Source organism: Gardnerella sp. 2492, assembly GCF_050320365.1.
In the GTDB taxonomy this organism is placed as follows: domain Bacteria; phylum Actinomycetota; class Actinomycetes; order Actinomycetales; family Bifidobacteriaceae; genus Bifidobacterium.
Genome location: NZ_CP186952.1, coordinates 65,287 through 91,316 on the forward strand (window position 1 = coordinate 65,287; position 26,030 = coordinate 91,316).

Annotated in this window: 18 protein-coding genes; 13 read left to right on the top strand and 5 right to left on the bottom strand. The window is 38.9% G+C overall.

Annotated elements, in window-relative coordinates:
- Positions 1–61: 61 nt before the first annotated feature.
- The 3 genes from proC to ACPFYS_RS00210 all read left to right on the top strand — a co-directional run bounded on the left by proC (position 62) and on the right by ACPFYS_RS00210 (position 2,877).
- On the top strand, positions 62–865 hold the full coding sequence (gene proC, locus ACPFYS_RS00200; RefSeq protein WP_427876778.1) for a pyrroline-5-carboxylate reductase: 804 nt from the start codon (positions 62–64) through the stop codon (positions 863–865).
- 54 nt (positions 866–919) lie between these two features.
- Complete coding sequence (gene ychF / locus ACPFYS_RS00205) at positions 920–2,008, top strand: redox-regulated ATPase YchF (protein WP_427876780.1); 1,089 nt, start codon at positions 920–922, stop codon at positions 2,006–2,008.
- Between the two features lie 128 nt (positions 2,009–2,136).
- Complete coding sequence (locus tag ACPFYS_RS00210) at positions 2,137–2,877, top strand: L,D-transpeptidase (protein ID WP_427876782.1); 741 nt, start codon at positions 2,137–2,139, stop codon at positions 2,875–2,877.
- Between the two features lie 67 nt (positions 2,878–2,944).
- Here ACPFYS_RS00210 and ACPFYS_RS00215 read toward each other — a convergent pair whose 3' ends face one another.
- Positions 2,945–4,006, bottom strand: coding sequence for a YeiH family protein (locus ACPFYS_RS00215; RefSeq protein WP_427876783.1), 1,062 nt, complete (start codon positions 4,004–4,006; stop codon positions 2,945–2,947).
- A gap of 487 nt (positions 4,007–4,493) precedes the next feature.
- On the opposite strand from ACPFYS_RS00215, the gene ACPFYS_RS00220 reads away from it, so the two are divergent.
- Both ACPFYS_RS00220 and ACPFYS_RS00225 read left to right on the top strand, forming a co-directional pair.
- On the top strand, positions 4,494–5,783 hold the full coding sequence (locus ACPFYS_RS00220) for a uracil-xanthine permease family protein (RefSeq protein ID WP_427876785.1): 1,290 nt from the start codon (positions 4,494–4,496) through the stop codon (positions 5,781–5,783).
- Positions 5,784–5,993: 210 nt separating this feature from the next.
- Entirely contained in the window at positions 5,994–9,449 is a 3,456-nt protein-coding gene (locus tag ACPFYS_RS00225) for a UPF0182 family protein (RefSeq protein ID WP_427876787.1), read from the top strand.
- A 146-nt stretch (positions 9,450–9,595) separates the two neighbouring features.
- On the opposite strand, the gene ACPFYS_RS00230 is transcribed toward ACPFYS_RS00225, so the two are convergent.
- A complete protein-coding gene (locus tag ACPFYS_RS00230) occupies positions 9,596–10,387 on the bottom strand; it encodes an ABC transporter permease (protein ID WP_427876789.1) in 792 nt (263 codons plus the stop codon).
- Positions 10,388–10,749: 362 nt separating this feature from the next.
- On the opposite strand from ACPFYS_RS00230, the gene ACPFYS_RS00235 reads away from it, so the two are divergent.
- The 3 genes from ACPFYS_RS00235 (at position 10,750) to mfd (ending at position 16,207) form a co-directional block, all read left to right on the top strand.
- Positions 10,750–11,802: an ABC transporter substrate-binding protein gene (locus tag ACPFYS_RS00235; protein WP_427876791.1), complete on the top strand. Its 1,053-nt coding sequence runs from the start codon at positions 10,750–10,752 to the stop codon at positions 11,800–11,802.
- Positions 11,803–11,958: 156 nt separating this feature from the next.
- Entirely contained in the window at positions 11,959–12,558 is a 600-nt protein-coding gene (gene pth / locus ACPFYS_RS00240; protein WP_427876793.1) for an aminoacyl-tRNA hydrolase, read from the top strand.
- 58 nt (positions 12,559–12,616) lie between these two features.
- Complete coding sequence (gene mfd / locus ACPFYS_RS00245) at positions 12,617–16,207, top strand: transcription-repair coupling factor (protein ID WP_427876795.1); 3,591 nt, start codon at positions 12,617–12,619, stop codon at positions 16,205–16,207.
- Positions 16,208–16,256: 49 nt separating this feature from the next.
- Here mfd and ACPFYS_RS00250 read toward each other — a convergent pair whose 3' ends face one another.
- The 3 genes from ACPFYS_RS00250 to ACPFYS_RS00260 all read right to left on the bottom strand — a co-directional run bounded on the left by ACPFYS_RS00250 (position 16,257) and on the right by ACPFYS_RS00260 (position 19,018).
- Positions 16,257–17,189 (bottom strand): LysR family transcriptional regulator, encoded by a 933-nt coding sequence (locus ACPFYS_RS00250; protein ID WP_427876796.1) that lies wholly within the window; start codon positions 17,187–17,189, stop codon positions 16,257–16,259.
- 134 nt (positions 17,190–17,323) lie between these two features.
- Positions 17,324–17,974, bottom strand: a complete 651-nt coding sequence (locus ACPFYS_RS00255; RefSeq protein WP_427876797.1) for an HAD family hydrolase — start codon at positions 17,972–17,974, stop codon at positions 17,324–17,326.
- A 90-nt stretch (positions 17,975–18,064) separates the two neighbouring features.
- Positions 18,065–19,018 (bottom strand): ADP-dependent NAD(P)H-hydrate dehydratase, encoded by a 954-nt coding sequence (locus ACPFYS_RS00260; protein WP_427877689.1) that lies wholly within the window; start codon positions 19,016–19,018, stop codon positions 18,065–18,067.
- 587 nt (positions 19,019–19,605) lie between these two features.
- Between ACPFYS_RS00260 and ACPFYS_RS00265 the strand changes: the two genes are divergently transcribed.
- From ACPFYS_RS00265 to thrS, 5 genes are all read left to right on the top strand, one after another.
- Positions 19,606–20,787: a metal ABC transporter substrate-binding protein gene (locus tag ACPFYS_RS00265; RefSeq protein WP_427876799.1), complete on the top strand. Its 1,182-nt coding sequence runs from the start codon at positions 19,606–19,608 to the stop codon at positions 20,785–20,787.
- Between the two features lie 47 nt (positions 20,788–20,834).
- A complete protein-coding gene (locus ACPFYS_RS00270) occupies positions 20,835–21,608 on the top strand; it encodes a metal ABC transporter ATP-binding protein (RefSeq protein WP_427876801.1) in 774 nt (257 codons plus the stop codon).
- Complete coding sequence (locus ACPFYS_RS00275) at positions 21,598–22,587, top strand: metal ABC transporter permease (protein ID WP_427876803.1); 990 nt, start codon at positions 21,598–21,600, stop codon at positions 22,585–22,587. The genes ACPFYS_RS00270 and ACPFYS_RS00275 overlap by 11 nt, the downstream gene beginning before the upstream one ends.
- A 2-nt stretch (positions 22,588–22,589) precedes the next feature.
- Positions 22,590–23,492: a metal ABC transporter permease gene (locus ACPFYS_RS00280; protein WP_427876806.1), complete on the top strand. Its 903-nt coding sequence runs from the start codon at positions 22,590–22,592 to the stop codon at positions 23,490–23,492.
- Between the two features lie 251 nt (positions 23,493–23,743).
- Positions 23,744–25,774, top strand: coding sequence for a threonine--tRNA ligase (gene thrS / locus ACPFYS_RS00285; protein WP_427876808.1), 2,031 nt, complete (start codon positions 23,744–23,746; stop codon positions 25,772–25,774).
- Positions 25,775–26,030 lie beyond the last annotated feature (256 nt).

Consider the following 26,030-nt stretch of genomic DNA (forward strand, 5'->3'; position numbering starts at 1 on the left):
TTTATTAAATTATAAATATTGTCGTACGCAATACATTAATAAGTGATAGGGGATTGTGTTCATGAGCGTTGTGCGCATAGGTACTGTAGGTTTTATTGGTTTTGGCAATATGGCTCAAGGTATTGTGCAAGGTTTGATTAAAGCGAATGTTATTAAGGGTGAGAATATTGTTGCTTGCGCTCGCCATTTTGATAAGCTTTCGAACAGTGCAGCTAAGTTTGGTGCACAAGCACTTCATAGCGCAAAAGAAGTGTGCGAAGTAAGTGATGTGCTTGTAGTTGCCGTTAAGCCAAATCAGGTTGATGAAGTTCTTAAACCTATTGCTGATATTATTTGTGAACGTCGTGTTGCTGTTATTTCTGTGGCTGCAGGTTGGACTCTTGAACGCTATCAAAAATTACTTGGTGAGAATGCTCATGTTCAGTGCATAATTCCAAATACTCCTATTGCTGTATGTCAGGGTGTGACTCTTGCTGAAACTAATCATTCGCTTACCGATAGCCAACTTTCGATATTTAACGCTTTATTTGAGCCAATTTCTTTAGTAGAGCGCGTTACAGCTGATCATATGAATATTGCAATGTGTATTTCTAGTTGTGCTCCTGCTTTTACAGCAATGTATATGGAAGCGTTGGGGGATGCTGGCGTGAAGTATGGTTTGCAACGTGATTGCGCTTACCGTTTGGCTGCGAAAATGATTGAAGGAGTAGGCGCATTATACATGGATTCGCGCACTCACCCTGGGATTATGAAGGATGCAGTTTGTTCTCCTGGAGGAACAACTATTCGTGGTGTTGCGCAGTTAGAATCTCGCGGATTTAGGGGAGATGTTATATCTGCTGTGGATGCTATTGAAAATAAATAGTAAATAAAATCAAGTTGTGTCGGCTTTCCCGACGCTGGTCTAAACTAGGTGAATATGTCTTTAACTATTGGAATTGTTGGATTGCCGAACGTTGGTAAATCCACTATGTTTAATGCTTTAACTCGCAATAACGTTTTGGCGGAAAATTATCCGTTTGCAACTATTGAGCCTAATACTGGTATTGTTCCACTGCCGGATCATCGTTTACCAGTTTTAGCTAAATTAGTTAATACTGAAAAAATTGTTCCTGCAACAGTTACTTTTGTTGATATTGCAGGAATCGTTAAAGGTGCTTCTGAGGGCGAAGGATTAGGTAATAAGTTCCTTGCTAATATTCGCGAAGCTGACGCTATTTGTGAAGTCGTGCGCGCATTTAACGACGACGATATTGTGCATGTTAACGGAAAAGTAGATCCTGCTGACGATATTGATACGATTAATACTGAGCTAATTCTCGCCGATATGCAAACTGTTGATAATGCTCTTCCAAAGTTGGAAAAGGATTTGCGAGGTAAGAAAGTTACGCAAGAATATGTTGACGCAGTTAACAAAGCTAAGGAAATTCTTGCTTCTGGAAAAACTATTGACCAGGCTCATAACGAAAAGCTGATAAATAAAAACGACGTCTACGATTTGCATTTGCTTACTGCTAAGCCGTTTATTTACGTATTCAATGTGGATGATTCAGAGTTAGCTGATGAAGATTTGAAAGCACGATTGTCTGCTTCTGTATCTCCTGCAAAAGCAATTTTCTTAAATGCTCAATTTGAGTCAGAACTTACTGAACTTGACGAAGCTGACGCTCGCGAAATGCTTGAAGATGCTGGATTAAAGGAATCTGGTTTGGATCAGCTTGCGCGTGTAGGATTCGATATTTTAGGTCTTCAAACTTATTTGACTGCTGGCGTTAAGGAAGTTCACGCTTGGCAGATTCATAAAGGTTGGACTGCTCCACAAGCTGCTGGCGTGATTCACACTGATTTTGAGCGTGGATTTATTAAAGCAGAAATCGTATCTTACGATGATTTCGTTGCAGCTAACGGTTCTATGGCAAAGATTAAGGAAGAAGGAAAGCTTCGTCTTGAAGGCCGTGACTATGTTATGCAAGATGGAGATATCGTAGAGTTTAAGTTTAATGTTTGATTTTGTATTAATATCACTATTTTGTGATTTTTGTGCAATCTTAATTAATTAAATATTTTTGACGTTAACTTGTATTTTTATTGATAAGATATGAGTTAACGTCATTTTTTACTAGGAGGTGCGGTGTTATGAGAATGTTTTTGAAAGAGATAGCATCGTGCGTTCGTAATATTTCAAAGGCGTTAGCTTGGTGGCGTCGTAGTTCTGTTATTTTAAGAGTTGCTTCGATGGTATTGATTATGGCCATTACGTTACTCTATTTGGGTTTTGTAGACGCTGAGCTTAATAACATAACTAAATATGCTAATAAAAATTATCATTCTAAAATTTTGGTTAATAAACCAAAGAAAACGATTTCGAAGGATAAGAAGAACAATAGTACTAACGCTAAAGTTGCAGAGGATAAAAAATCACCAGTTAAATCAGATGATAAAAATGATTTTTGGATGAAACCAACTGGAGGTGAATATCCTAATCTTTCGGGAGTAATGGCTAATAGAATTCATGTAGAGGTTGATCTTTTTTCTCAGAAAGCGCGAATATACGTAGATAATAAAAACGTTTACACCATGATTATTAGTTCTGGAATTGCTAATACTACTCCTAAGGGAAGTTTCAGAATTAATGGAAGGGGTAATCATTTCTACAATTCTAGAGAAAAATTAGGTGGAGATTACTACGTGAACTTCTGGGGTTCTAAGTATTTGTTCCATTCTGTTCCGACGCGTCAAAATTTTGGAGATTATATAGCTTCTGAATCCGCAAAGCTTGGAACACCTGCCTCACATGGTTGTGTAAGACTGAGTGTTTCCGATGCAAAATGGTTTAATGAGCATATACCAGATGGAACTTCTGTGCATATTGGCTGATAATTGTGTATGAAAAAGGGAGATTCGTAAAAGAATCTCCCTTTTGGTTTTATTTTATGAAATTTTATTAGAAGAATAGCACTGCTGCAGTGTAAGCCAAGGCTACTAAAACGATAGAAGCCAGGAAACTTGCTGCAAAAGCTGCGCGACCCTGCTTAAAAATAACTTTAAAGTTTACGTTAATTCCAAGTGCAGCCATAGCCATGCCAAGGAAAACGTATCCTGCTTCTACAAGAGTTGAAGAGTGTGCTGTTATGAAAGGAACATAAGTTCCAATAACAGATGCTGCAATAAAGCCAAGCATAAACCATGGGAAGCTAATCTTATGCTTTCCGCCATTTTCAACTTTGCTATGACGAGCATTCCACCAAATTGCAATAAAGATGGAAGCTGGAACGAGCATAAGAACTCGCGAGAGCTTCATTATTGTTGCAACATCGATACTATCGAATGCTCCGCCAGCTGCAACAGCATGTGCGATTTCGTGAAGTGATGCACCTGCTGTAATGCCAAGCTGTTGTTTAGTCATTCCAAAGTTAGGCAGGATGAAGATTTCAGCAAGAGCGTAAATAGTGCCCATAATTGCAACTGTTGCAACAGCCATAACTTCGTTCTGCTCTTTCTCATCTTCCTCTTCTGGAAGAACTGGCATTGAGCCAGAGAGACCCATAACTGCAGCAGCTCCACAAATACTTGTGCCTCCTGCTGTAAGCATTGCAAGTTGAGGATTTACTTTCAAGAGTTTAGCAATGTTATAAGTTACGCAAACCATTATTGCAACTAACACAGCTGCAATAGGCAAGCATTTAATGCCCTTGGTAAACAAATCATGCAAATTTAACTTAAAACCGAGGAGGATAATACCAAGACGAAGAAGCTTGTTTGCAATCAAACCAGCTGCGTTTTTAACGCCTGCTCTTCTTGAGTCATTATTTTTCTTATATACGTGCAAAGGCAGCTGCAGAGCCATGCCAACAAGCAACGCGATTATAAGAGCACCCAAAAGGCTAAGGCCTGGGTACTGTTTAAGCCAACTTCCTATAAAGGAAGCTATAAGTGTCAATACGGCAATAAGAGCCATATCGATGGTGCAGATTTTCTTTTTCCATTTAACAAAGAAATTAACCATTTAACCAAGTATTCTCCCATAATCGGACAAAAGTTAACAATAAATTAGAAATATTGCCTAAAAAAGGCCAATTTAGCTACAATTTTAAAAGACACGCCGAAATGTTATAACAAATAGTAACAAAATAAATAATTTTGTAACTTGTGTAAAAGTTGCTTTTGCTAATACTGCATGTTAATTTCAGGATTATTTTTAATACTCGAATGTTGGTTGTGAAGATTTTCAGCTTTAAAGAATTTACGATTATAAACTTTTGTTGGTTTGTATAAACAAAAATAAGTTGTGTATCCAGTTGGCATATAAATTAATTTTTGTTCTTATAGCTGGGTTTTATTAACAAAAGTTTAAGATTTTGTGTTTTTTCTCGACAGTATTGTGTACGCACATTAAAATGTCCATTTGGCGTAATTGCTTATATTAGAATCGTGAAAACAATTTTGCTATAAGCATGCACATAATCCAGTACTCTTTATGAGCAGGAGAAGATATGAATAATTTATTTACGTGGCAGCTTCACGGTGATGGAAAAACGTTAAAGCCTGGTGAAGTTGTAGAACCAGACGAGCGTTTGACTTGGACTCGTACTGCTGGAATTGGTGCTCAGCATGTTATTGCAATGTTCGGTGCTACGTTCTTGGTGCCTATTCTTACGCACTTTGATCCATCAACCACCTTAATGTTCACTGCTATTTCTACAGCACTGTTCTTACTTATTAACGCAAATAAGCTTCCTAGTTATCTGGGAAGCTCTTTTGGTCTTATAGCACCTGTTTCGGCTGTAACAACAGCTAATAAGGGTATTGCTGTTGCGAGCTTTGGCATTATGTGCACAGGCTTGCTTCTTGCTCTTATCGGTATGATTGTGCATTTTGCAGGAGCTAAGTGGATTGACATTATTATGCCGCCTGTTGTAAACGGTGCAATAGTTGCAATTATCGGTTTTAATTTAGGACCTGCAGTCTGGAAGAACTTCAAATTAGCTCCAGATACAGCGCTTGTAACATTAGTTGCTGTAATGCTTATTGCAGTAATTTTCCGCGGCCTTCTTGGTCGTTTGAATATTCTTTTAGGTGTTCTTGTTGGTTACGCATACGCGTGCTTCCAAGGACAAGTTGACTTTAGTAAGATTGAAGAAGCTTCTTGGATTGGTTTCCCTAAATTCCACACTCCACAAGTTGATTTCTCTATTCTTTTTATGTTCTTGCCAGTAGTTCTTGTTCTTATTGCAGAAAACGTTGGTCACGTAAAGTCTGTAGCTCAAATGACTGGTCGTAACTATGACTCTAAGATGGGAACTGCATTATTTGCAGACGGCTTTGGTACAGCTATTGCTGGTTTATTCGGCGGTTGCGGTACTACCACGTATGGTGAAAATATTGGCGTTATGGCTGCAACAAAGGTTTACTCAACAGCAGCTTACTGGTGTGCTGCAGCGTTTGCTTTCATCTTGAGCCTCTGCCCAAAGTTCGGTGCTGTTGTGAACTCAATTCCAGCTGGTGTTCTCGGTGGCGTGACTACTTTGCTTTACGGCATGATTGGTATGATCGGCATAAGAATTTGGGTTGAAAACAAAGTGAACTTCGATAAGCCAGTGAATATTATGATTGCTGCAATCGTTATGATTATTGGCATTGCTGACTTCCAGTTTGCAGTTTCTGGTATTCAGTTCAACGGCATTGCAATCGGAACCGTTGTGGTGTTGGTTGTATATCACTTATTGAAGGCTATTGGAAAGCTTACTGGTACGATCGCTAAAGATGATCCAGATATTGCTTAATATTATGAGTTTCAATAAAATTTAACATTTATATTTGCATAAGCGCGTTTATGGTTACTTCTGTAAGCGCGCTTAATTTTATATGTAAACAAAATTTTGTACTTATTTTATTTACATAATTTAATATTGCGAGTTACATAATATAGTATTCTTATTAATATGTTTTATGTTATTTTGAAAATTTTGCTTCCGTTAGCAGCAGTCATTTTCATGACTCTACTTAACATATACAGAAGCAACAAAACGCGTCATCGTTCTGATTATGCGAAAAACAGTAAACGTAAATCTAAGAATACTGAAAAGTCATATCAAAACGAAAATAGTGATGGTAATCGCGCAAATCAAAATAATAATGAACCTGAAATTATTGATATAAGCGTTGATGAAGACAGTGACGAGAATTCAGAATCTTCTAACGATTCAGTAGGCAAAAATAGCAAGTTTTTATCTTTTATAGACGAAATTGAACGTTTAACTAATGGCTACGATGAAGATAGACCCATCAGTGATAAAGAAGACGATTCAGATAATCAAAAATCATCTAAAAAGAGTGAAAAAAATAGTAAGAAGAAGGAGAATAATTCTTATATGCACATAGATCTTAATTTTGATAAATTTATTAATATTACGAAAAAATGGCGTTGGATTTTAGCTGGCATAGTAGCATTTATAGTTTTTGCATTTTTAATAATTGTAGGTTTGTCTACTTTTATTAGCGATTGCATGTGGTATTCGCAGCTTGGATTTGAAAGCGTAATTTGGATTCAGCTAGGAGCAAAAGTTGGAGTTTGGGCTCTTTACGCTGTGCTTATGGCAGTATTCGGATATCTTTCAGCATCACTTGCTATACGCACTCGTCCTACTAATGCTGATGGATCTTATATTCGTATTAGTGGAAATATAATTGATTTTAAAAAGGGCGTTAGTTCTAAAGTAGCTTTCCATATTGCAGGTATTGTATCTCTTATTGTGGGAGCGTTGTTTGGCTCGCAGTTTTACTCTCATTGGGCGCAAATTTTGCTTATGTTCCACGCTCAGCCTTTTGGTATTAAAGATCCGCAATTTGGCATTGACAACGGTTTCTACGTGTTTGTTCTTCCTGGTTTGCTGCTATTTATGAAAGCTTTTATATTACTACTAGCTTTATCATTACTATTCTCTGTTCTTACGCATTTCCTTATGGGAGCTATTCGTATAACCATGCCTGTAAATGGCAATGGCTTGTTTAATATTACAAAGCATGCTCGTAGACAAATTGGTATTTGGTTCCTGTTGCTTATGATTGCTTGGTCAGTAATACAGATTCTTGATATGTTTACGCTTGTAATTTTTGACGGTCCTAGAATTACTGGCGGATCTTACACTGATATGAACGCTAGAGTTCCAGCAAGTATTATTATGGCTATTCTTACTCTGATTGTTGGCTTAGTGATTTTTGTGTGGATACTTAAATCTCATTCTCTTAGCGGAAAAGTAGAGTTAGAAACGCGATTCTTTGCAGCTGTAAAAGCTTGGAAAACGCCTGCGGTAGCAGTAGCTTTCTTAGTGGTAACATCTATGATTATCTCATTCGCATGGCCGCTAATACTTCAAAGATTTAAAGTAAACCCTAATGCTCAAGAGCTGGAAGCTGAGTATATTCAGAGAAATATTAATGCTACAAAATTCGCATACGGGTTAAATAATGTTGAAGTGGAATCTTATAACGCTGCTTCGGAAGGTAAATCTGGAGCTTTAGCTAAAGAAGCTGAGTCTACGGCTCAAATTCGTCTTCTAGATCCTCAAGTAACTTCACCTACTTTCCGTCAGCTGCAGCAATCAAAACAGTATTATATGTTTGCAGATACGCTTGCAGTCGATAAATACAATATTGATGGAGTAAGTCAAGATACTGTTATTGCTGCTCGAGAACTTAATTTATCGGGTAACGACAATCATAATTGGGTAAATGATCATACTGTGTATACACATGGCTACGGTATTGTTGCTGCGTACGGAAATAAAGTTACAGCTGACGGTCAGCCGCAATTTATGGAGTATGGTATTCCTACTCAAGGTAAGATGACAAAATCTCAAAAGTATGAACCTAGAATTTATTTTTCTCCTAATGCTCCAGAATATTCTATAGTTGGTTCTCCTAAGGGAACTGCTCCATGGGAGTTTGATTATCCTACAGGTTCACAAGGTGCATTAACAACGTTTAAGGGGAATGCTGGTCCAAGCTTAGGTAACTGGTTCTCTAGGCTTATACACGCTATACGTTTTAGGTCAGATCAGATACTATTCTCAGATCGTGTAACTTCGCAGTCTCAGATTTTGTATGATCGAAATCCTAAAGATCGTGTATCTAAAGTAGCTCCTTACTTGACTTTAGATGGTCGTGTCTATCCTGCTGTAGTAGACGGTAGAGTTAAGTGGATTGTTGACGGTTATACTACTTCTGATTCTTATCCTTATTCTCAAATGACAGATTTTGGTAAAATAACTCAGGACTCTACAACAAAAACTTCTCATTCGATTAAAGGTTTAACTAATCAGCGTGCAAACTATATTCGTAACTCTGTTAAAGCAACAGTAGATGCGTATGATGGATCTGTTGATCTATACGTTTGGGATACTAAAGATCCTGTTATTAAAGCTTGGAGATCAATATTCCCTGGTCATTATCATGATATTTCCGAAATTTCAGGTGATTTGATGAGTCACTTAAGATATCCGGAAAGTTTGTTTAAAGTTCAGAGATATTTACTAGCAAAGTATCATGTTGGTTCTGCTAGCCAATTCTTCTCGGGAGAAGATTTTTGGCAAACTCCTGTTGATCCAACTGAATCTCAAGCTGCGCAAAAGGAAGATATTTTGCAGCCACCTTACTACTTGACTTTGCAAGCAGCAGGTACTAAGAAACCGGTGTTCTCGCTTGTTTCTACTTATATTCCTGCAGGTAAAGTAACTCGCGAAATATTAACAGGATTCTTATCAGCTAATTCAGATGCGGGTAATACTCCTGGAAAAGTAAGTCCTGGCTATGGAAAGCTTAGATTGCAAGAATTACCTAAGGTTTCAAATGTTCCAGGTCCTGGTCAAGCTCAAAATAATTTCAACGCTAACGCAAATGTTTCTAAAGAGTTGAACTTGCTGGAATCTGGTTCTACTAAAGTAAAACGTGGCAATCTTCTTACTTTGCCGCTTGGTGGAGGCTTGGTTTACGTACAGCCGGTTTACGTACAGTCAAGTGGTTCAACTAGCTATCCGTTACTTAAGAAAGTATTAGTTGCTTTTGGTGAACAAGTTGGATTTGCTGATACTTTGGATGAGGCGCTAAATCAAGTGTTTGGAGGAAATTCCGGAGCTGCTGCTGGAGATGCGTCTAATAATTCCGAATCTTCTGTTGCAAAGACAGATAAGGATAATAGTACATCTCAAAAAGCTCAGGAAGATAAAACTAGTAGTCAGAGTTCTAATCAGACTACTATTAATCCTCAAATTAAAGATGCTTTGAATCGTGCTGCTAAGGCTTTGAAAGATTCTGATTCTGCAATGAAAGCCGGCGATTGGTCTGCTTATGGTAAAGCTCAGAAAGCTTTAAGTGATGCTATTTCGGATGCTTTAGCTAAGGAGTCTGAGAGCAATAATTCTAAACAAAAGGAAGAATCCGAGCATAAGTAATTTGAAATTGAATTTATAACTCAACTATAAAGCGCCAGCAGATTCTCCTGTTGGCGCTTTTACTATACTTGTACTTATTTGCTTTACTTTTAGCGGTGCGTGTGAGTGTGCGCGTATCGCGCGTATTGCATTGTATTTATTAAAAATTAGAGTTGGTTATCTGGATCTTCCTCATCTTCAGCAGGTCCTAGAAGAATTCTTTCAGTTAAATTTACTGCGCACATTAATAATGTTGTAAGAATAATAATCACAAAAGTTGCAGAAAAAATAAGTGGTGTTCTGTACGAATTGTACGCAAATTGCAGCCAAATTCCGAGCCCATCTTTTGCGCCTAAATATTCTGATGTAGAAGCTAAACCGAAAGCGTATGCAGCACTTATTTTTATTCCTCCGAATATTTGTCTTGCTGCGACTCGTAATTTTACATGCCACAAGGTCCATACTCGTCCAGCTCCGCACGTTAGTGCAACGTCACTATAAAAAGTCGGTACTGCTTCAAGTCCTCTAATAGTTTGAACTGCAATAGGGAATAGGCTAAAAATCATAACTATTATGATTTTTCCAGAAATCTCAAAACCGAACCATATTAGAAATATTGGAGCTATTGAAATAAGAGGTAGCGTTTGTGCAGCGCATAAAAGTGGGAACAGCGCAGAATGTAAAGGTTTACATACGTGGAATCCAACTCCAAGAAGAATACCTAAAAATATAGCTAGCAGGAATCCAATAACAGTTTCTTGTGAAGTAACTATTGTTGCTGGTATTAGCGTAGGCCACGTATCATTCGTAGCATCTGCAATTGCTAGTGGTGATGGAATAAGATTCTCTGATAGCTTGTAATACATACATGCTAACTGCCATAAAGTAAAGAAAAGTATTACTGATACTACTGTTGGCAGATATTTGAAAATTACGTGTTTTAAACGCGAGTGCGTCATACGTGTAAATTCCTTCCGTAAAAGTTCCGTAAAAGTCGTAGTATGTGCGAAATTCGATTGCTGCCCCAATCGGAATCTTTCAAGATTACTTATGCACAAGTCTTCAACTATTGTAAAGATGCGTGCCAACCATTTTTTATTTATAGAAAAATTAGTTTTTGTAATTAATCTTCTAAATGTCGGATGATGTGTGCATAATCAAAATCGTTTCGTGAGTCAATGTGTGGCAAACCGTGCATCGTGCTTTTTAAAGAGCGTGCGGGGGCATTGAACGGGCGCGGGCTAGGACCTTCATACCGTTTTCTGCCAAGTCTGTGCTGCATTTCCCAGAAAATGGTGAGTAAAAACAAAGTAGGGAACTCATGAATATGCGTGGTGTTAAACGCTTCTGTGCAGCACTTCTTTCAGTATGCTGTTTATATTCGTGTGCTGCATGCGGATCTTCGCAACAAAGTAATGGTAAAAATCTTCGTAAAGTATCGTTTATGCTTTTTTGGGCACCTGATACTAATCATATTGGTATTTATGTTGCAAAGCATAAAGGTTGGTTTAAAGATGCCGGTTTGGATGTTAATATTCTTGCCGTTGCACAAACCGGTTCTGAACATGCTGTAGATAGTGGTGCCGCTGATTTTGCTCTTACTACACTAACTAATGTTGCTGATTTTTCCACTAAGGGTGCAAATCTTGAGCAGGTTATGCAAGTTCAGCAGAAGCCAAGTGCTATATGGTGTTCTCTTGCAAGCAACAATAAGATTCATTCTCCTAAAGATTTTGATGGACGCACTTTTGCTACTTTCGGTTCTGCTGAAGGTGATGCTGTTATTCGTAGAATGATTCAGCATGATGGTGGAAAAGGTAACTTCAATAAGGTAACTGTTGGTACTTCTACATTCCGTACTCTCGAAACCGGTAGAGCTGATTTTGGTGGATTCTACGGTACTTGGGAAGGAGTTCAGTCTGAATTATTTGGACCGAAACTTCGTTGCTTTAAAGAAGGAGATTACGGTGTCCCAGGTCAGCCTGATACTATCGGCATAATTACCAACAAGAACACTATTAGTAAAGATCCAAAGCTTGTTCGTGCTTTCGTTAAGGCTGCAAAAAGAGGATACGAGTATGCGTACGAGCATCCAGATGAGGCTTCAAATATTTTGGTTGAAGAAGCAAAAGAAGCTAATCTTGATCCAAAATTCGTTAAGAAAAGCATGAAAATGATTGTTGACGGCGAATATTGGGGAAGTCACGCAGATATTAAAAGTGGAAAGTTTGTATTCGGTACTAGCGATGTAAATGGTGCTCAAAAGTACTTTAACTTCCTGAGTAAGGAAGGTGCTTACACTGATTCTAAAGGTAAAGTTACGAATCAATTGCCTAATGCTAAGAAACTTTCTACTGACGAGTTTTTGAAATAATGTAGGTCAAAAATAATATTGGCTATTTTCTTGCTAGAATAGGCAGGAGTATATAAAGGCGTATCAGCAAAGCGTCAATGTACGTTATGCGCGTGATACGCCTTTTTGTTTTATATTGCTTGTTTACAAATAATAGGCAAAGAAAATGGGGATAGTATGTCATCGGATTTTTGGCTGATTGCAGGTTTAGGAAACCCTGGTACGAAATATGAAGGTACTCGCCATAATATGGGGTTTATGGTTGCTGATGTGCTTAGTTCGCGTTGGTCAATATCTTTTTCGGATCATAAAGGTTTGGCTAAGCTTGGTAAAGGTGTTATGAATCTTGATGGCAAGCTTGCTAAGTTCTTTTTGGCTAAGCCTCTTACCTTTATGAATGATTCAGGTGCTGCTGTTGCATCAATAAGCGCATACTATCAGATTGAGCCGGATCATATTGTTGTTATTCATGACGATATGGATTTAGATTTTGGTCGTATTAAAGTAAAAGCCGGTGGTTCCGCAGGTGGGCATAATGGTATTCGATCAATTGATAGATCTCTTGGAACTCCTCAATATGCTCGTGTGAGAATGGGAGTAGGTCATGCTCAGAGAGGCTCTCATGCTCACGAGAATACAGTGAACTGGGTTCTTGGAGGTTTTGCTCCTCAACAACGAGCTGAACTTGATAATTTTTTGGCTGATGGTGCTGATGCTGTAGAAAGCGTTATTTTCCGCGGTCTTAGCGCAACTCAAGAGCACTTTAATGGACGCTAATTGTGCGTTATAGCGCAATTTTATAATTTGTAATTACACTAGTAAAACCGGTAGTTTTATGCAAAAAACTGTTACTTATCGCTCTGAAGTATCTTATAAAAAAGAAAATAATTATGGGGGAGCTTTATCTGATCTTCTTTCGCGCTTATGCGCAGGAGATGAGAAGTTTAGTAAACTTTGCGATTTGCGTTCTCGGCTTGAAAAAGAGCCTCAGAATGTGGATGAAAAGTATGTGAATATTGTTAATGTTTCTTCTCCTGTTGGAATAAGACCTGCTTTAGTTGCGAAAGTTGCTGAACAGTATCCTGTAGTTTTAGTAGTTCCTTCTGGAAGGGAAGCTGACGAAGTAACTGATTCTATTCGTGACTGGTATGAGGGAAATCAAAAAGATATAGCGAAACTTGAAGCTTGGGAGACTTTACCTCATGAAAGATTGTCGCCTAGAGCAGACACTGTTGCTTCGAGAATAGCTGTTTTTCGCAGATTGCGTCACCCTGATTCCTCTAGTGATTTATTTGGGCCGATTCGCGTACTTGTTATGCCGGTAAGATCTCTTATACAGCCTGTTGTATCTGGTCTTGCTGATGTTGAGCCTCTTGTATTTTCATGCGGATCTCAAATGCCTTTAGAAGAAGCTATAAAACGTCTTGTTGAGAATGCTTATACGCGTGTCGATTTAGTTATGGAGCGAGGAGAATTTGCTGTAAGAGGCGGAATTCTTGATATTTTTGTTCCAACAATGACTCATCCTGTGCGAATGGAATTTTTTGGAGATGAGATAGATAGTATAAAACAATTTCATGCTTCCGACCAGCGTACGTACGGTAACGTTATACGTAGTCTATGGGCTACTCCTTGTAGAGAATTACAGCTTACTGAAAGTGTTTGTAAACGTGCTAAGTCTTTAATTGGTTCTATTCCTAACGCTGATGACATGCTTGAATCTATTTCACAAGCTATACCAGTAGAAGGTATGGAATCTTTAATTCCAGCTCTAATAGACAATATGGAATCAGTGCAAAGCATGCTTCCAGATGATGCTGTAATCATGTTTTCTGATATTGAGAAATGTAGACGAGCTGCTGATGATGTTACTAAAACAGCTAATGAGTTTCTTGCAGCAAGCTGGCATGTTGCAGCGAGTGGACGCGGTTCGGGTGCTCCTATAACTTTTGATCAAGCTAATTTCTTAGATTTTGAAGAAACATTATCATCTTTATATTATTCGCAACATGATGTTTGGAAATTAACATCACTAAATATTGATGCAGATACAGTTAGCAATAATCAAATAAACGTTAATCTTCCTGCTATATCTCCTAATGAGTTTAGAGGTAGTGAAGAAAAAGTTACAAACGGTATTAATGCATTGCTTGATGACGGATATGATGTGACGATTACTGCAGCAGCAAGTGGTACTGTAGCAAGACTAAGCCGTGCGTTAAAACAGACAGGAATTGTACGATTTTCTTCTTTAGTTTCTAATGCAGTAGACGGATTTATAGACGAAAGCGCTCGAATAGCTTTACTAACTGAAAGAGATATAACAGGACATTCTTCTGCTGCAAGTCGTCTTAAAACTCCGCAAAAAAGACATAAAGCTATTGATCTTATGGAGCTTAAGCCAGGTGATTTCGTTGTACACGATCAGCATGGCATAGGCCGTTTTATTGGTATGAAACAGCGCAATATTGCTGTTTCTGGTGGTACGGCTGAAAGAGAATATTTAGTAATAGAGTATGCTCCAAGCAAGCGTAACGCTCCTGCAGATAAACTTTTTATACCAACAGATCAACTTGATGCTGTAAGTAAATATATTGGTGCGGAAATACCAAAACTAAATAAGCTTGGTGGGTCTGATTGGGCTGCTACAAAAGCGAAAGCAAGAAAACATGTTCATGAGATTGCAGAAAATCTTATTAAACTATATTCAGCAAGACAACAGTCTAAAGGTTTTGCTTTTAGTAAAGATACTCCATGGCAAAAAGAGTTGGAAGACGCATTCCCATATCAGGAAACTCCAGATCAGCTTACTACAATTGATGAAGTAAAAGCTGATATGGAAAAACCAATGCCTATGGATCGTTTGATTTGTGGCGATGTAGGCTTTGGCAAAACTGAGATTGCTTTAAGAGCTGCGTTTAAAGCAGTGCAAGATTCAAAACAGGTTGTTGTACTTGTTCCAACAACTCTTCTTGTACAACAGCATTTTGATACTTTTACTGAAAGATTCGAAGGTTTTCCTGTAAAAGTAGCTGCTATGAGCAGATTCCAAACTAAAAAAGAGATAGATAATACTTTGGAGGGTCTTGCGGACGGTAGTGTTGATGTTGTAATTGGTACGCATAAGCTACTTAATCCTAGTATAAAATTCAAAGATTTAGGATTAGTCATCATTGATGAAGAGCAGCGTTTTGGGGTTGAGCATAAGGAAACTTTAAAAGCTTTACGTACGAATGTAGATGTGTTGAGTCTTTCTGCAACGCCAATTCCTAGAACACTTGAAATGGCCGTAACTGGAATTCGAGAAATGTCAACTTTGGCTACGCCTCCTGAAGATCGTCTTCCTGTATTAACTTACGTTGGCGCATATGAGGATGCTCAAGTTGCTGCTTGTGTGAAGCGTGAATTGTTGCGTGCAGGTCAAGTATTTTATGTGCACAATCGCGTAGAAGATATTAGTTCTGTTGCTAATAAAATTCATGAGCTTGTTCCGAATGCGCGCGTTGCTATCGCGCACGGAAAAATGGGAGAGAAACAGCTTGATGCTGTTATTCGAGATTTTTGGCATAGAGATATTGATGTGCTTGTTTGTACTACGATTATTGAAACTGGACTTGATATTTCCAACGCAAATACGCTTATTGTAGATCACGCTGACAGATTTGGACTAAGTCAATTGCATCAGTTGCGTGGAAGAGTTGGTCGTGGACGTGAGCGCGCATACGCTTACTTCTTGTATGATCCGTCTAAGCCTATGACACAACAGTCTCACGATAGACTTGCAACAATTGCTCAACACACTGCACTAGGCTCTGGTTTTGATGTTGCTATGAAAGATTTGGAATTGCGTGGTACTGGTAATCTTCTTGGCGATGAGCAAAGTGGTCATATTGAGGGCGTTGGTTTTGATCTTTACGTCCGCATGGTTTCCGAAGCTGTAGAAAAATATAAGGAGCCTGAACGTGAAGAGGCTGTTTCGGTTAGTATAGATCTTCCTATTGAAGCATCTATACCAACGGATTATATTGATGCGGATAAATTGCGATTAGAAGCTTACAGGAAACTTGCGCAAGCTCAGAATGATAATGATCTTAAAGAAATCAGTGATGAGCTTACGGATCGTTACGGTAATCCTCCTAAATCTCTTGAAGCTTTATTTGATGTCGCTCGTCTTAGATTTAAAGCTAGAGATTTAGGAATAACTCAGCTAGTTTCGCAAGGTCGCTCACTTAGAGTTGTGGGATTTGATCCAAAAGAGTCAGTATTGATGCGAATGAAACGCATATACAAATCATTACAGTACAGGCCGTTAAATCATTTGCTGATTGTTCCAACTCCTTTTGAAACTTCTCTAGGTTCTGCTGCTATGAGCGAGCATGAAATCATAAAGTGGGTAGATCAGTTGCTTGATGATCTAGCATGGTAAGTGCAGTAATTTCGCTATTTTTTGCTACTTTTTGCTACTCTTGCTACTTTTACTGCACTTTAGTTATGAGATTGTACCCATGATTAGTAAGAACAGACTGTAGTTGCAATAAGTATGTGTGGGCTGCGTCAGAAAGATTTGTTCTCTCATTTTTTATCCAGCCAACAAGCATTGTTTCTTCGCACTCCAAAGGAATCGTAACAATTTTTTCATTATTAAGATCGCCGTTGTCAATTCCAGTGCAAACTGTGTAACCGTTTAAACCAATAATAAAGTTAAGAATTGTTGCGCGGTCACTTACATTAATTTTCTTTGGAGGATGATTAGGCCAAACTGCCTCTTCTGCAAAGAAGAAACTTCCATCTTCGCCTTGCTCGTATTGTATAAAAGGATATGGTTTTAAATCGTCCAAAGTTAAACTGCTTTTTGAAGCAAGTGGATTGTCTTTCGAAATAAAAACATGAAGCTTTGCGCGGAAAAGTGGGTGAAATTCTAAATGCTTTTCTCTTAGCATTTTTCCAATAACATCTTTATTGTAGTCTGAAAGATACAAGATTCCTATGTCTGCGCGCATATCATTAACTTGATTAATAATATTTTTTGTACGTGTTTCTCTAATATAAAACTCATACTCATTTGACTGTATGCTACGAATCATTTCTACGAAAGCTTCAACAGCAAACATGTAATGTTGAGTAGCCACGCTGCATAATTGCCTTCTAGGTTTTTTACTAGAATATCTTTCCTCAAGTAATGCAGCTTGATCTAAAACCTGCCTCGCGTAAGTCAGAAATTCTGCACCTTCTACAGTAAGAACAATTCCTTGAGATGATCTCATAAAAATTTCTATGCCGAGTTCTCTCTCTAGTTCGCGAACTGAAGAACTTAAAGCTGGTTGTGATACATATAATTCATGTGACGCTTCATTCATAGATCCGCATTCGAAAATTTTTACAATGTACTTCAACTGAAGTAGCGTCATAATAAGTACCTTCCTGGCTGATTTTTATAATTTTTCTATTTAATTTTTCTATTTCTCAGTGTATTTAAATTAAATAGAGCTTTTACTCAACAATTCTGTCACTGCTTAAGCGTTAGCTAACTGTTACATAACTACTATAAACTTACGCCTAGTGAAGCTAAATCTTTGCGTGCTTGTTCAGCTGTTGTAAATACGAATGCATTCATATTTACATTATTAGCGCCATCAATATTTTGCGGTTTGTCGTCAAAAAATACTGTACTTTCAGCTTTTAGTCCAAACCTACTAATAGCAAGTTTGAAAATTTCCGGCTGTGGCTTATGCAAATGTTCTACACCAGAAATAATAGTTCCTTGCAGAAGTGTTGAAAGTTCTGGGAATTTTTTCAACGCAAGTGGGAAAGTCTCACTAGACCAATTCGTTAATCCCCAAACACCATAACCTGCATTTCGTAAATCTTTTAGCAAATCAACCATGCCAGGCATCATGCGCGTAAGAACTTGATCATAATGTGCGCAGTACCAGCGGAAAGCTTCAGCGAGTTCACTTCCAAAACGGCGTTCGTATTCAGGCATAAGATCTTTCAAAAGTTCGCCGCCGTCCATGCGATCTTCAAACTCGTAGAATCCTGCTAAATCGTCCTTTCCAAAGCTTCCATTAGGGCAAATCGTATCAACTAAATTTGGGAATTGTTTTTCTAAGCAATTTCTACAGTTCCACTCTAATAGAACTTTGCAGTAATCAAACATAACGTCGTGAATCTCAACTGTTTTTGTACTGTTCATATTTTTGATACTTCCTATTTTTTCGTATTTGTTTTTCGTATTTGTTTTTCGTGTTTGTTTGCGTATTTTTATTAGCTTATTTTTAAGATTTCACTTCATATTTATGAGAATCCCAAAAACGTGTGGTAATGCTGCGATTATGTCGCTAGCAACAATTGGGTGTTCAAGCATAAGAGGTTTCTTGGCTTTCACAAGTTCCTTAACAAACTGTGTGTAATTATTTTCGCTACTGCTATAAGCTGCCAACATTGCTGAAATGCCATGTATTACTGCTGCGCTAGCCGCAATAATAGCGTAGTTTTCGATAGTTTCTTCCTGTTGAGCGAGAGTGGCGCCAATAATTCCAGACAGTACATCTCCAGATCCTGCTGTTGCGAGCCAAGATGGACCATATTGTGCTACATATACTGGTTTATTAAGATTTTTTGGCGATGCAACAATTGTTTTTGCGCCTTTAAGTAGTACTGTTGCGCCAGTAAGATCTGCTGCTTTTTGTGCGTAATAAATTGGATTGCTTATTATTTGCTGCGAGCTTATGCAAGAATCATATCGTTTAAAAAGGTAACTTAATTCGCCGGCATGTGGGGTTAAAATTACTTTTTGGCAAACGTTTTTTGGTAGTAAGTCTAAAGCGCCTGCGTCTACGCATACTGGCGGCAAGGATTTTTGAGTTTCTGATTGTATATTATTTTCTTCAGATTCGTATTTTTTGAGTATTTCTTCTATATATTTTCGTTGAGATTTTATTTCTTCGTCGTAACTGTGTTCTGAATCTGATATTCCTGACCCTATTGTTAAAGCGTTTATTTTTCCTTGTAATTTTTCAGAAACGACTGCTTCTGGCAGTGATTGTAATACTAAATTTTGTGCGCGTAACGGTCCTGCGTAACGCACCATTCCTATATTGCAATATGCAGCTGCTTTAGTACTTAATACTGCTGCTCCGGGATACGAATTTGAACCTGTGATTAAACCAAGAACTCCTCGTGAATACTTATTGTCAGTACTTTGTGGGGTTCGTACGTATTTTGACACAGTTTGCATGTTAATTTCTATTGCAGATGTGCCTTCTGTTTGTGAATAACTATTTTGAGAATGTAGGTTTAGCTGGGTTTCTTGGAATGTCATATTATTAAGTTTAATCGTTGTGATGCATGTTAGTAAGTTTGTTAGTTTACTGTTTTATTTTTTATATTTGGACAAATGTATTGTTCGATTAACATATGTTGTGTTCCAATATGTAAATATTTTGAGAAGAAATGTAATTTTTGAGTTATTCGCGTGTTGCGGCGTGTCGAGCGTGTTGAGGTAAAAATTAGAATTTTTTATAGCGGAAATATTTGATATAACAAATTTATTAGTGCTTTCAGTATTTGCTTATATATAGCCGTTTTATCTATGTTATTTTTTGTTTGATTTTATGCATCAAATCAAAAAAATCGTATTATATCAGATAAAATTTTAGCAAAACGCGTTTTTTAAAAATAAATTATATTTTTCCACATTTTTGATTGACCTATGCGCATATTTTTCTTATGCTATAAGCGTTATTGCGAATGATTATTTTTTTCATGAGCAAAGTCTCGAAATCGACCCCTGCAATAACGCTAAAGATTCCTGAAAGGAACAATGTGAAAACTGCACGAATTTTCGCAACTGCTGCTGCGGTTGCATTACTAGCAACTTCTATGAGTGCTTGTGGTTCTTCAAAGAACTCTGATAGCAAAGCAAAAGGTAATCAAGTGAACGTAGTTGCAACAACTACTCAGATTTGCGATTACGTAACACAAATTGCGTCAACTGCAGACGCAAAATCTGGATTAAGTCTAAACAAAACCGATTCTCAAGGTAAGAAGTCTGTAATCGGAGCTCCTCAAGATAAAGCAAAGTCTACTATTAATCTGACATGCTTACTCGCGCCGAATGCTTCTGCTCACGAACACGAAATGACTCCAGCTCAATCTAAAGCATTATCTAAAGCTGACTTAATGCTGGTTTCTGGCGTTGATCTTGAGCACTTCTTGGATCAGGCTGTAAAAGCAACTGGCTTCAAAGGTACTATGGGCGTAACATCCGGTATTCTTACAGCTGATGAAATTAAAGATCCAAAGGCTGAAGCTGCTAAAGAAAAGAATCTTCCATACAAGATTGATCGTGGTATTGCTAAAGTGCATGCTGAAAAGTGGCCATTCCCTCCAGAAGAAGGTGAAAAAGAGCCTGAATTCCAATATGATCCACATATTTGGACAAGCACTAAGAACACTATGATTCAGGTTAAGAATATCGGTAATTTCCTCGGTAAAGCTCTTCCTGGAAGCAAAACAATTTTCGACGAGCACGTTGAAAAGTTTACAAAGTCTTTGACTGATTTGGATTCATGGGCTACTGAAGCTTTGAATAGTGTTCCTAAGGAGCATCGCGTTCTCTTCACTTCTCATGATGCTTTCGGATACTTCTCAAGAGATTACGACGTAAAGTTCATAGGTGCTGCACTATCTGACTTCAATAGCCAGCAGGATGCAACAGCTGAGCATATTAAGCAAGCTGCAGAAGCTGTTAAAAAGTCTGGTGCAGTCGCGCTGTTTGCTGAAAATTCCAACAATTCTAAGTCAATCAAGGCTGTTGCTTCTGCGGCAGGTGTAAAAGCTATTATTGGTGACGATGCTTTATATGGTGATTCTCTTGGACCAGTAGGCTCTGCGGGAGAAACTTATATTGGATCTATCGTTCACAATGTTGAAACCTTAGTGAAGGCTTGGAATGGTAAGGTTCCAGAGCTTCCAGACACGATTAAGTCCATGTTGAAGAAGTAGTTAACGATATAAAAGGTCGGTAAATAGTGAGTAAGAGCGTCCTCGCAATGAAAGATTGCGACCTAGCATACGGCTATAAAACCGTAGTTACTGGGATTAACGGTAGCTTAGAATCTGGTGAGGCTTTGGCTTTGATCGGTCCAAATGGATCTGGAAAAACAACGTTTTTGCAGGCCATAATCGGAATTGTGCGCGTAAGTCATGGAGAGTTACGCATGCCAAAGTCAATCTCAATTGGCTACGTTCCTCAGCAAGTTGATTTGGACTTGACATTTCCAATCACTGCTAGGCAAGTAGTAGCCATGGGATTGAGCAGAAAAACTGGATTCTTTGGTATTTTGCGTAAATCGCAGAAAGCTGCCGTTGAGGACGCTCTTCGTCACGTTGGTCTTTTAAAACGTGCAGACATGCGCTTTGGTGATCTTTCTGGAGGTCAAAGACAGCGAGTTCTTCTTGCTAGAGCTATAGTTGCAAAGCCGACTTTAATATTACTTGATGAACCGTTTAATGGTTTAGATGAGCCGAATAGGCGAGAACTTCTTACAATTATGAAATCAGCGAAACAAGAAGGTATATCTTTCGTAGTTTCTACACATGATCTTGTTATAGCTGACGCTATATGTGAAAAAGCATTGTTGCTAGCTGGTAAGCAAATAGCATTCGGAAATTTGCGAGAAGTAATGACAAAAGAAAATATTTCTATTGCATACGGCGGTACTATTCCAGCATCAACAGCCGGATTGACGCTTAATGAAATTTCTGATGAGTCTGCAAATAATGATGATTCAAACTCTTTAAAGGGTGAGAATCATGCTAGCTGAACTCGTTGAATATTTGAGGCAACTTTTAGAACCAATTGATGAGCTTGATTTTATAGCATCAGCACCTTATCTTTTTCGACCGTTCTGTCTGCTAGTTATGCTTGCAATAGCGAGTGGCGTAGTAGGTGTTTTTGTGAATTTGCGTTGCGCTGAGTTTAATGCTGAAGCGTTTGTTCATGGAATATTCCCAGGTATAGTTGTTGGAGCGCTTTACGGTGGTATAGATAATATTCTTCCCGGTGCGTCCATTTGCGCTGTAATTTTAGTAATTGCGCTTGTATTTGCCACAAGATGTGAACGAATAAACGAGTCGATTATTGCAACTGTTCTTACAACATTCTTCGCGTGTGGAATCGTTATCTCGCTTAAAAAAGGAGATATGTCAGGACAGTTAGAAGCTCTTATGTTTGGGCGACTTCTTGATGTTACTGACGATAGAATGACCCAAGCTATGTGGATTTGCTTGCTAACTATAATTGTTTTGCTACTGACATGGAAACAGCAAGTTATTGTGGCATTTGATAGGACGAGCGCACGTCTTATGGGCGTAAATACTCTTTTTGTTGACATAATTTTGAATGCTGGAATTGCTGCAGTAGTTGTTTCAGCCTCATCCGCTGTCGGAGTGCTGCTTGTTATAGGATATTTGATAATTCCTGGAGCTAGCGCAAGATTAGTTGCAAGAACTGTCAGATCAATGGCTTTTGTGGCTATTGGTGTTGGTATTGCTGGAGTTTTGCTTGGAATGTATGTGATGAATCTCGAATTAGATCACCCTATTTCTCCTCAAGCTGCAGTTGCTTTAAGCATATGCGCAATGTTCGTGGTTGTGCTTATTCTACGAACAATTTATAGATGCATATATTCTCTGCTTCAATCTAAAAAAATTTTGAAATTAAGTAATTCTCAGTCAGATACTGGTGTTGATCTTACTGATCATGCTGATCTTACTGAGCTTACTGGCGCAAAGCGAGGCTAATCATGGTAAGTATGTGGCAAATTATTGCGCTTCCCATGGTTGAGGCGGTAGTTGTAGGAGCCTTGTGTGGACTTGTTGGCTCATTAGCTTTATTAAATCAGCGTATTTTCTTCACTGAATCTATTACGCATGCTGCGTTTCCTGGAGCAGTTTTAGGCGTAGTTGTAACCTCAATGTACACAATTGATCAGAATATTCTTTCTATAGGATTATTTGTTGGAGCAGCTTTTGCTTGTATAGTTCTTTCTTTTGTAATGCATGCTCTTTCTAAATTAAAAGGAATATCTTCTCAAGCTGCTGCTGGAATTACGCTTACTGTTGGTTTTGCAAGTGGATACTTTTTAAACAAGTGGTTTGCTCCTCTTCCGTTACGTATTGAAAGCTTCTTAGCAGGATCATTGCTGAATTGTACTCATGCTGATGTTGCAGCTGCATCATTTACGCTTTTGCTAGCATTATTACTTTGGATGTTGAACGCTGCTAATTTAGTTCACTGCTCTTTTGATCCTACTGATTACAAAGCTTCTGGTGGAAGAGCTGGATTAATGCAAGGTCTTGTATTAGCTCTTATTATCATAACTGTTTCTGTTATTATTCCTGCGGTTGGAACTGTTGTTTCTGTATCCCTTATAGCTGCACCTGCTGCAGCACTTAAGGGCAAAGTCTCGTCAATTCACATGTTTGTTATTGCTTGCGTTTTAACTTCTGTGATTATTGCTTTAGCTGGATTGGGTATAGCGGTAATATTTAGTCTTTCTACTGGCGGTAGTATAGCAATCGTTGCTGGAGCTTTCTTCCTTGCAGTGAAGTTATGTGAAAGTTTATTTGTTGCCTTACATCAGTTATTTACAAAGCATTTTTCTTCTAAACAAAAACTAGCAAGTAGAGTATTTAGTAAAATTTAATACAATTAGCGAAAATAATTACAAAAATCTATTAGTTTTTAGTAATTTTACTATTCTGTCTGCTGTGTGTTCTAGAGTGACAAGCAATTGTGCGTGAAAAATGCGCGCGATTGACGTCGTTGTTTTAAACGGCTTGCGTAATTTTGTTGCGTAAGCCGTTTATGTATGTGATATGTTTATAAATTCATCGACGCCACACAAGTCCAGGTCTGCACATTAGTAACGCAAGACCCCGATAGAAAAGGACAATTATGGCTGAAAATACCATCTCCATCACCGTAAACGAGGAACGCAAGGAGGTGGATGCAAGCTTCACTGGCGTTGAACTTTTCGCGGAAGATAAGAATATTATTGCCGTGCGTTTAAATGGCGAGTTGCGTGATTTGTACACGCCTCTTCATGACGGCGATACCGTGGAATCAGTAGCTCTTGATAGTGAAGATGGCATCGCAATCATGCGTCATTCCGCTACCCATGTGATGGCTCAAGCTGTTCAAGAAATTCGACCAGACGCAAAGTTGGGCGTAGGTCCTGTAATTAAAGACGGCTTCTACTACGATTTCGATGTTGATACTCCATTTACGCCAGACGATTTGAAGCAAATCGAAAAGCATATGCAGCGCATTATTAAAGAGTCTCAATCCTTCCGTCGTCGCGTTGTAACAGAAGATGAAGCGCGCGCTGAAGAAGCAAACCAACCTTATAAGTTGGAGTTGATTGGGGATAAGGAAGCGGCTCTTGATCCGGCTGCTGCTGGCGAAATCAGCAAGCATGAGCTTAGCATGTACGACAATTTGGATCGCGAAGGCAATAAAGTTTGGAGCGATTTGTGCCGCGGACCTCACTTGCCAAATACTCGCTATATTAAGGCTTTTAAGCTTGAGCGTGTAGCTGCAGCTTACTGGCGTGGCTCGGAGCAGAATCCTATGCTTCAGCGCATTTACGGAACTGCATGGCCAAGCAAGGAAGAACTTAAGGCTTACACAACTCGTATGGAAGAAGCTGCTAAGCGTGATCATCGTAAGCTCGGCCAAGAGATGGATTTGTTCTCATTCCCAGACGAGATTGGTCCAGGCTTGGCAGTGTTCCATCCAAAGGGTGCTGCAATCATTAACGCAATGGAAGATTATTCTCGCGAGCAGCATCGCAAGCATCACTACAGCTTCGTACAAACTCCTCACATTACTAAGGGTGGATTGTATGAGACTTCCGGCCACTTGCAGTGGTACAAGGATGGCATGTATCCTCCAATGAAGCTTGACGAAGAGCGCGACGAAAACGGTAACGTAACCCGCCAGGGCGCTGACTACTACTTGAAGCCAATGAATTGCCCAATGCATAACTTGATCTTTAAGTCTCGTCAGCGTTCTTATCGTGAGCTTCCTTTGCGCTTGTTTGAGTTTGGTACCGTGTATCGCTACGAAAAGTCTGGCGTTGTTCATGGCTTAACTCGCGTGCGTGGCTTGACTCAGGATGATTCGCATATTTACTGCACTCGTGAGCAGATGCGCGATGAGTTGAAGAGCTTGCTTAACTTTGTGCTTGGTCTTCTTAAAGATTTTGGTTTGAACGACTTCTACTTGGAGCTTTCCACTAAGGATGAGCACAAGTTCGTTGGTTCCGACGAGATTTGGGAAGAAGCAACAAACACTTTGGCAGAGGTTGCTAAAGAGTCTGGTTTGGAACTTGTGGACGATCCAGGTGGAGCTGCATTCTACGGCCCGAAGATTTCTGTGCAGGCGCGAGACGCAATTGGCCGCACTTGGCAGGTTTCTACCATTCAGCTCGACTTCAACTTGCCTGAGCGCTTTAAGTTGGAGTACATTGCGGCTGATGGTAGCCACCAGCGCCCGGTTATGATTCACCGCGCACTCTTCGGTTCTATTGAGCGCTTCTTCGCTATTTTGCTTGAGCATTACGCAGGCGCATTCCCAGCATGGTTGGCTCCAGTTCAGGTAACTGGCGTTCCTGTTGCAGACGAGTTTGCTCCACACTTGCAAAAGTTTATTAGCGATTTGGAAGAGAACATGGTTCGTTGCGAAATGGACAGCTCTGACGATCGCTTTGGTAAGAAGATTCGTAACGCTTCTAAGTCTAAGGTACCTTTCACTTTGATTGCTGGTGAAGAGGATGTGAACAACAATGCTGTGAGCTTCCGCTTCCGCGATGGCAGCCAATTGAATGGTGTTCCTGTTGCACAAGCTAAAGAGTGGATTTTGTCCATTATTAAGCAGCGCGTTCAGGTGAATACTGCAGAAGATTTCGAGCGCTACACTAAGTGATTTAAGTTAGCTAGGTGGTAATCTAGCTAACCTAAAACTAAATGTAAGCTGAATCCGTAAATAAAAAGCCCACACTTCTTAGCGTTGTGCGGGCTTTTTTATATATAAATCGCTACACCGTTATTTTCTCAGTTTGTTGACTGAGTTTTTAACGGTGTTTTGCTATTTACCGTTATTTTCTCAGTTTGTTGACTGAGTTTTTAACGGTGCTTGTATCTTCTTACAGTCGCTTGGTTAGTATGGGATTGTTTATTAA